This is a genomic window from Pedobacter sp. HMWF019, assembly GCF_003061025.1.
Classification (GTDB): Bacteria; Bacteroidota; Bacteroidia; order Sphingobacteriales; family Sphingobacteriaceae; genus Pedobacter.
The window spans coordinates 1-8,160 of record NZ_QAIL01000188.1 but is presented as its reverse complement, the minus strand read 5'-3'; the positions used below and the strand labels follow the sequence as shown (position 1 = coordinate 8,160).

General features: G+C 39.1%; 8 protein-coding genes. 2 read left to right on the top strand and 6 right to left on the bottom strand.

From position 1 onward, the window contains the following. Positions 1 to 395: 395 nt before the first annotated feature. The gene (locus tag DBR11_RS11785; RefSeq protein WP_108552846.1) at positions 396 to 2,336 is read right to left on the bottom strand and encodes an oleate hydratase; all 1,941 of its coding nucleotides are present in this window, start codon (positions 2,334 to 2,336) and stop codon (positions 396 to 398) included. A 313-nt stretch (positions 2,337 to 2,649) separates the two neighbouring features. On the opposite strand from DBR11_RS11785, the gene DBR11_RS11780 reads away from it, so the two are divergent. Then, positions 2,650 to 3,105, top strand: coding sequence for a PA2169 family four-helix-bundle protein (locus DBR11_RS11780; protein ID WP_108552844.1), 456 nt, complete (start codon positions 2,650 to 2,652; stop codon positions 3,103 to 3,105). Positions 3,106 to 3,201: 96 nt separating this feature from the next. After that, positions 3,202 to 4,809: a GMC oxidoreductase gene (locus DBR11_RS11775; RefSeq protein WP_108552842.1), complete on the top strand. Its 1,608-nt coding sequence runs from the start codon at positions 3,202 to 3,204 to the stop codon at positions 4,807 to 4,809. Here DBR11_RS11775 and DBR11_RS11770 read toward each other — a convergent pair. The 5 genes from DBR11_RS11770 to DBR11_RS11750 all read right to left on the bottom strand — a co-directional run. After that, positions 4,806 to 5,414: a MarR family winged helix-turn-helix transcriptional regulator gene (locus DBR11_RS11770; RefSeq protein WP_108552840.1), complete on the bottom strand. Its 609-nt coding sequence runs from the start codon at positions 5,412 to 5,414 to the stop codon at positions 4,806 to 4,808. The two genes, DBR11_RS11775 and DBR11_RS11770, sit on opposite strands and share 4 nt — an antisense overlap. 39 nt (positions 5,415 to 5,453) lie before the next feature. Further along, positions 5,454 to 6,608, bottom strand: a complete 1,155-nt coding sequence (locus DBR11_RS11765; protein ID WP_108552838.1) for a lycopene cyclase family protein — start codon at positions 6,606 to 6,608, stop codon at positions 5,454 to 5,456. Between the two features lie 2 nt (positions 6,609 to 6,610). Further along, on the bottom strand, positions 6,611 to 7,072 hold the full coding sequence (locus DBR11_RS11760; protein WP_108552836.1) for a sterol desaturase family protein: 462 nt from the start codon (positions 7,070 to 7,072) through the stop codon (positions 6,611 to 6,613). A gap of 2 nt (positions 7,073 to 7,074) precedes the next feature. Beyond that, positions 7,075 to 7,548, bottom strand: coding sequence for a hypothetical protein (locus DBR11_RS11755; protein ID WP_108552834.1), 474 nt, complete (start codon positions 7,546 to 7,548; stop codon positions 7,075 to 7,077). Continuing rightward, positions 7,545 to 8,160 (bottom strand): squalene/phytoene synthase family protein (locus tag DBR11_RS11750; protein WP_108552832.1); only part of this gene is annotated, 616 nt, incomplete at its 5' end. The genes DBR11_RS11750 and DBR11_RS11755, both read right to left, overlap by 4 nt.

Below are 8,160 nucleotides of genomic sequence, written 5' to 3'. Positions count from 1 at the left end.
GGTGTGCTTTGGGCTTTTTAATTAACTAATGTTTTATTCTTTAAATTTGAATTATGGGAACGTACAAAAAGGGAGTCCTTGGTTTTTTCCGGCCTAAAACAAATAGCTAACAGCTAGGTATTGGATAGGGGTTAGATTCGCATTGTATTCGATGAAATGGCTAGTTATCCCCAAGGAGTTAGCTATAGAAGCCGATACTCCCGATCATCTGGCTACAGAGATGCTATAAACATCATTATTAAATCAATCACTAATATTATTGCAAGAATAGCAAAATGAATTTTGGGCCCGTTTTCGGGAAAACCGGGACATGTAATTGTATCCAGCTGGAAAGATATTGGTAACCCCCACGCCACCTGACAGATGGCCAGTGGGGATTGTTTTAATTTTAAGTACTAACCTTTTATTCCTTTAACCCAGTCTTTGAATCTGTTTACCTGCTCTGCTATAAAAGATTCATGTTCTTCTGCGTCTTCCGGTCCTGCCGGTAAAATATGCTCAAAATAGGTGCCTTTCAATACCTTACGCAGTATCCCTTCGCCTAAAAACGATTCATTATCGTTTAGTGTTTTTGCTGCTTTAAGCAAATGACGGATATCGTATTGAAGAGGGTTGATATCAGGTACTTGTTTATTCAGGTTCAATAGTTCGTAAACAGCAATCCTTGCTGTTCTTACCGAACTTTCCATGGTAAACACCACATCATTGTTGGTTTCTACGAACTGCCCAATCAAGCCCAGATTTTTGCATCCTTCAGGAACTACCCTTGGGCGGTCACCTTTTGCTCTGGGCATAAACATTGAGGTAATGTATGGCATAAATGCAGTACGTACAACCGTGTTTTTAATTACGTTGTCCAAGTGATCGATGATGCCTGTATGGTAGCATAACTCAGCAAGGATCTCATCTCCTGTGCATTTAGGCATTGGCTTTTTAATATAATTACCTTCTTTGTCCATGAAGAGTGCGTATACCCAAAGAACCAGGATATCATCTGGCTGTTCTGGAAAATGGGGTTGTCTGTTACAGGTAAAGCTCATCAACCAGTTTGAATCTGTAATGGTAATAATTCCCCCGGTAGCTGTTTTTCCAGAATAAGGATCATTAACGCAATATTCTTTCAGTTTGTCTACCAGTGCGGAAGGTCTGCAGGTTAAAGTGACAGATTCCCATGATGATTTTTCGATGTTGCTGCAGAATTTTTCTGGCTTGCCGAAAATAGCCGATTTAGCCGCAAGGTTTTTCCATAGTTTCCAGCCGCCGCTTTTACCACTTGTGCTGTTGTCAATTTCTATGATAGGGGCTGTTTTGTTATCACCATAGAAAGTATCTTCGGTCATAGATCCGGTGGTTACGATGACAAAATCTTCTTTTCCTACTGGCATCCTCACTTCTTTACCATCTTTTTCGGTAATAATACCTTCTACCACTTTTCCATCTGTATTGATGTGGATGTCCAGATCGTTAATGAGGGTGTTAAGTTGAATACTTACCCCTTTTTCTTTCAGGTAATTGCGCAAGGGCGTTACAAAGGTATCGTATTGGTTGTATTTTGGAAATACCAGGGAGGAAAGGTCTTTCAGTCCATCAATGGCGTGGAGAAAGCGATGCATGTAAAGCTTTAACTCCAACAGGCTGTGCCAGTTTTCGAAGGCAAACATGGTACGCCAGAAGGTCCAGAAATTGCTGCTTAAAAAAGACTCGCTAAAATAATCTTCAATGGTCAAATCGTCCAGGTCTTCCTTTTTCTTCAACAAGAGTTTAACGATGGCCAGCTGATCTAATTTGTTCAGACCAAACTTGCTGAAGTCTTTAATTTCTCCTTTGTTGTGAATAAGCCGTGCCTTGGAGTAATTGGAGTCATTGTCATTCACTAAACGGTATTCATCCAACACGGTATAGGGTGCAGGCAATTCAAGGGCAGGAATGTCTTGAAAGATGTCCCAAAGGTTTTCATAGGTCATATCCATTTCCCGGCCGCCGCGGATTATATAACCGTCTTTTGGGTTGCCGGCTCCGTCCAGGGATCCTCCGTCAATGTGTAGCTGTTCTAAGAATATGATGTTTTTAGCCGGAATATGTCCGTCGCGAATGAAATAATAGGCTGTAGCCATTCCAGCGATACCACTTCCTATGATATAGACTTTACTGTCTTTATAAGTTTTTTTAGGAATCCCTATATTACGCTGATAATTTCCAATCTGATCGGAAAAGGGCATAGATTTTTGAGGAGTATTGCGCTGTTGTTCTTTACTTGAATCGGGTTCATGATCTACATTTCCACCGTTTGAGGAAGCGTTTAAAATTTTGTCGAATTTTGCGGTGATTGATTTCATTATTTTTTTTTTAATTATAAAATGAACGACAGTTAAGACATTTTCTTAGCCTATATGGAGTAACAATCTACCTTGAACTATGTTCTGTTCATTGCTAATCCTTCCTGGTTTTAGATGACTTAACCACTTAAAACAAAGGTAGGGGTAAAGGTGGGGTGTTTAAATGTGAGGCATCATGCAAAATGATGATGTATATCACATCATCAAAATCGAAATTTTTTTGAGTAGGCTAGAAGTTAATAAGGTAAATTAAATTTATTCAAAACTTTAACAGATAGGGGATGTTCTGTAGGGACAAAAATCTAAAATACCTATGGAAACAAATAATGAGATCATTAGTGACTTGAAAGGATTGGTCAATATTGTAAATGATGGAAAAGAAGGTTATGAATCTGCAAGTGAAGCTACGGATAGTATTGAGCTGAAAGCCGTGTTTTTAAAGTATGCTGCGCAGAGGGCGGGGTACGCCGTGGAGTTGAAAGATCATATTGCACAGCATGGAGGAAGCTCTGACAATGTAGAAGGTGGAGTATTGGGTGCTTTGCATCGTACCTGGATTGATATTAAACAAGCACTTAGCAGTAAAGAGGATACTTCCATTCTCGGAGCTATAGAAACCGGTGAAAAAGCCGCCATTGAAAAGTATGACAAGGCACTGGAAGATTACCAGTCACATGCGGATCATATTGATCTGTTACAACGCCAGCGCACGGGTATACTTGAGGCCTTAAAGGAAATCGAAACCTATCATCAGCGTTTAGCGAAATAGATCTCTATTCGTGTTAATGGTAGGAATTATAAAGAGCCCGGTTTAAAGCCGGGCTTTTGTTTGAAGAGATAGCTTTAAGAATCTTATTAAATCATAATGGAGAGAAGAAATTTTATTAGATTATCGGCTACTGCCGGGGCAAGTTTATTGTTTTCAGATGTTTTAGCTGATCAATTTGGAGGCGAAAATGAAGTCATATACGTAGATCATCTCATTATTGGTTCCGGTTATGGAGGTGCGGTGGCAGCTTTAAGACTCACACAAGCCGGGCATAAAGTTACCATGCTGGAAATGGGATTGGATTGGGATAAACAGGCAGGTCGGTATAGACCTTTTTCTAACCTGATTACTCCAAAAAGAAATTCTACCTGGCTTCGTACAAAAACAGTTGCCCCAATGATGAATATCTCTCATTTTAATCAGAAATTTACAGGAGTTCTGGACCGGATGGATTTTGAACATATAAAAATATATGCAGGGAGGGGAGTGGGAGGAGGTTCTTTGGTGAATGGGGGAATGGCTGTACAGCCAAAAAAGGACTATTTTAAAGAGATTTTTCCTCAGTTAGATGCAGATTTGTTTTGGCAAAAATATTATCCGATGGCCAAAAAGCAACTCGAGGTAAATGAAATTCCTGAGGGGTTTTACAAGCAGTCGCCCTATTATAAATTTGCCAGGATAGGTGAAAAAGAGGCTCAAAAAGCTGGATTTAAAGTGGTTAAAGTACCAAATGTATATAGTTTTAAATACATGGAACAGGAGCAGGCGGGAAAGGTTCCTAAATCGGCGTTGGCAAAGGAAGTAATCTACGGCAATAATTATGGTAAGCAAAGTTTAGACAAAACGTATCTGTATAAAGCAAGACAAACAGGGCTGTTGACTATACTTGATCTGCATCAGGCAGTTTCTGTTGAAAGACTCCATTCTGGTCAATATGAGGTAAGGGTAGAAGTGACAGATACGGCTGGAACGGTGATTGAAAAGAAAAGGATTTGCTGCAAAAAGCTCTTTCTTAACGCCGGAAGTGTTGGTTCAACCAAACTATTACTCAAATCTGCTCATCTTGGGTTGTTACCGGGAATGGAAAATGTGGGACAGTTTTGGGGTAATAATGGAAACATCATGACAGGGCGGAATATGGTGAACACCTTGTTTAACCGGGTGGATAAGAAGAATCCTGATTTTGGGCTGGGTACGGGAGTTAAACAATCTACTATACCTGTTGCGGGTGTTGATCATTGGGAGGATAAGAAAAATCCTTTTTTTGCTGAAATTTCTCCTCTTCCGATGGGAATGGAAGTATATACTGCTTTATATCTGGTTATTAATAAAGTTCCCGATCCTGGAAGTATTGTTTATGACCCTGGCATAAAAGACATCCGCATCAATTGGGAAATGAAGAATTTTGAGCATACCATAGAAAATGCAAAGTTTTTTGTTAAAAAAATGAATGAAGCAAATGGGGGTACTTCTGCTGGGTTGCTGTTTGACAAAGGGTTTGGTGCTGATATATGTTATCATCCCCTTGGTGGAATTGCTTTGGGTGTAGCAACAGACAATTACGGACGTGTTAAAGGTTGTAAAAGCCTGTATGTAACAGATGGGGCGCTGGTTCCTGGCAGTATTGGGGTTAATCCTTTTCTAACGATTACAGCCTTGGCGGAACATTGTATGAATGATATTCTTGAAAAAGATTTTAATTAAAATGCGCCGTTTGATTCGACCTGGTGAAATTTTTCCAGTTTTAAAAGTATACTGATCAGGTTCATTTTCTCGCTGTAGGATAGTGGTTCTGTAACGCTAATGGAGGCTTTTCTAATATTTTGCATGCTTTGATCCAGGAGTTGCTTTCCTTTCTGGGTGATGTGAATCATTTTGTTCCTTTTGTCACTGTCTAAAGCGTGTTGTTCCACCAGTCCATTTTTGATCAGTCTGTTAATGATTTGTATTCCGGCAGATTTTTCATGGATGTTTAGTTTGATGAGCGAAGTTTTAGTCATACTGCCAAACGAAACCAGGCTGATTAAATAAATAAAATCATCGGGCGTTGAAAAGGAGGTATTGGCTATGGCTGCTTTAGCATGTAATTTGGCATATCTGTACAGATGTACCAGAGATGTATTGATCACACTATCCGCAGTACGTCCGTTCGATTTTCCTTCCCATTCGGGTTCCGGAACTAAATCACTGTTTTTAGCTTGCTGATTGAGCCACTGCCGGAAGGTATTGAGATCATGCGTAGTATGAACGGATTCCTTTTCATAGGTTTTTACCAGGGTAACCAGTTCATTAATTAAGTCGTATAACATGATTTAGTGGATTTTTGATGTAATAGTAAATAATTAGACTTAGATTCTAAAAGGTTTTAAGGTTCGATTCAGTAAGGCACGCGCAAACTCCTTTTTGTTTAAGGTTTTAAAAATATGTAATTCTTCCATTGGTGTGGTTTCATTATCCAAAAATTTTAAGATTTGCGTTGACTTATTTTTCTGAAACATCGTAGAGAAGATTTCCTCACCGGAAACACGGCCACTGGCCAGTAAATGCAGGAGTATAGCATCATAGGTCCTGAATCGTTTTGGAAATATGGAGGAAATATTTGGTGTTCCGGATTTTAGGAGTTGTTCAACGATAGCAGCGGTGTGTTTTTGTATAAAGCGAAAGGTATATCCGGTAGAGCCTTTTGTGTATCCCCCGGCAGTGCCGAGATAAATAACGCGATTTTCTTGGTTTTGAATAGGGTGGTCGGTCATTGGAATTATTCCGTATTCCTGTTCTTTAATACTATAACGGTTGCACTGCAACCGTTGTGTTATGTAATCTTTTAAAGCATCGGTATAATCTTTTGCTGCTAATAGTTGCTCGGAAAAAACGGTATATTCTACTAAAGCACATCTTGAAGTGAGAGGCAGTACATATACGAACGAAGGACCCACTTCCTGGGAAGTATTAAAATCCATCAGGGTGGCACATTCGGCGTCAAAAATTATATCTTCTGTTTCTATAATCCAGCCCAGGAAATGCTGCAGCAGATATTGATAACGCTCCGGCTTTTTAGTTTGAATTTGAGGAATGCTGGAGAATGTATAATCGGAACTATATTTCACTCCATCGACGACCGCACAGGCCAGTTCATTTTCTGTATACAGGTTTTCTACAGTTCCTTTCAATATTATGATATGAGGATTTTCTATTAACATTTTATCTGTATAGGCATAGAAGTCTGCCGAACGAATCATCTTATACTCATAAGGATATATTTCAGATTCCTGATGAATAAAAGAGCTGGAGAAAGATAAACGGTGCCATTTTTTGCATACTACGGCTTCGAACAGATCTGGTTTTTCTTCCCAGAAACACCAGGTCTTATCATTAACTTTTCGAATACTGCTGTCTACAAGCAACGCCTGTTTATTGGTAGCCTTAAGATAAGGCAACAGGCGGATAGCTAAACTTCGCCCTGAACACCCTCCTCCTGCTATAATATAATCAAAGTGTTTCATTTTTATCTATTTTGACTCTTTTGCCAGTATTTTCTGGCGGCGAATAACATTCCGAAGGACTCTCCATGGTATCTGTCTAGGTGCTTATGATGCATTTTATGTGCCCTCTTAATAGTTTTAATATAGCTATTGCTGCTTCTGGAAAACCATTTGAAGCGTTGGTGGATCACGATATCATGTATGATAAAATAAGCTATGCCATATAGAAGTATGCCCAATCCCATATAGAACATCCAGTTGAATCCGGCCTTGGCTCCGAAGAAAAACAACAGAATACTTGGGGTGGCAAAGATTAAAAAGAAGGCATCATTTTTTTCAAAGAAATGTGGTTTTTTCTGATGATGGTCTTTGTGTAAAACCCATAACAATCCGTGCATCACAAATTTATGTGCAAACCAGGCAACTCCTTCCATAAAAATAAAGGTGCCTGTTGTAATGAGTAAATAAGTAATCCAGCTGTTCATTTTTAATTCAATTTTGAAGAAGATAAATATTTTAAGAAGTCTTGCTTTAGTTTTTTGTCTTTAGTGGTTTGAAGATTGTTCAATAAATATGTTTTATCCTCTTTAATATTTTCATTATAGTTGAGGAAAGTGGGGAGGTTGGTTTGAATCACAAATCTTAAAAAACGGATTTCCAGGTTGTCTGGTTCCTTTTTTACGGCTTCTTCTATTAAGTTTTTCCCTCGTTTAAACCTTCTGAATTTATTGATCGGGTTAAATCCATATTTGGCCTGCATCATTTCAGCAACTCCTTTGTAGCAGATCAACAGTGGAGGAGAGGAGTGATCTATTTTGGAGAGTAGTTTTGACAGACGGTCTGCAGAAGATCTGCTATAGGCAGAAGATTCGAACAGCGTTTTGACTTCTTCCATATCAGGTTCTGCTGCATAAACTTTTGTTGCAAACAGCAGCAGGAGGAAAAAGGTAGTTCCTTTCATATGGTGTTTGTTTTGTATCTGATGATAGAGTCAAACATCAAACCAAATTTGTGGGCATTGGAAATCCGGATTCTTCCTGACATGACTTTTTCGGCTGTACTGCCTTTAATTTTATTGAATAGCTTTTTATAATAGACGTAAGCAAGATGAACACCGTTTCTGGACGAAGCTGGTAATTGCCTGATTCCTATTAGAGCATGTTGAAATTCTGCTTCTATTTCTTCTTCTATTATTTTTTTCTCTGTGTTAGAAAATGCAGATAAGTTCACATTTGGAAAGTAGGTGCGGCTTAAGGTAAAATAGTCTGCATTTACATCTCTGAGGAAATTTACTTTTTGGAAGGCGGAGCCCAATTGCATTGCTGAATCTTTTAACTTGTCATATTGCTGTTTATCGCCTTCTGTGAAGACCTGTAAGCACATCAATCCGACCACCTGGGCAGAACCGAGGATATACTGACTGTACTTTTCGGGAGTATAATGTTCTTGCTGAAGGTCCATTTCCATGCTTTGCAGGAACAACTCTATAAGCTCTTTGTCTATATGATAGGTGTTGACGACCTGCTGAAAGGCATTGAGCACCGGATTTAGGCTGATGCCGTCTTCTATAGCC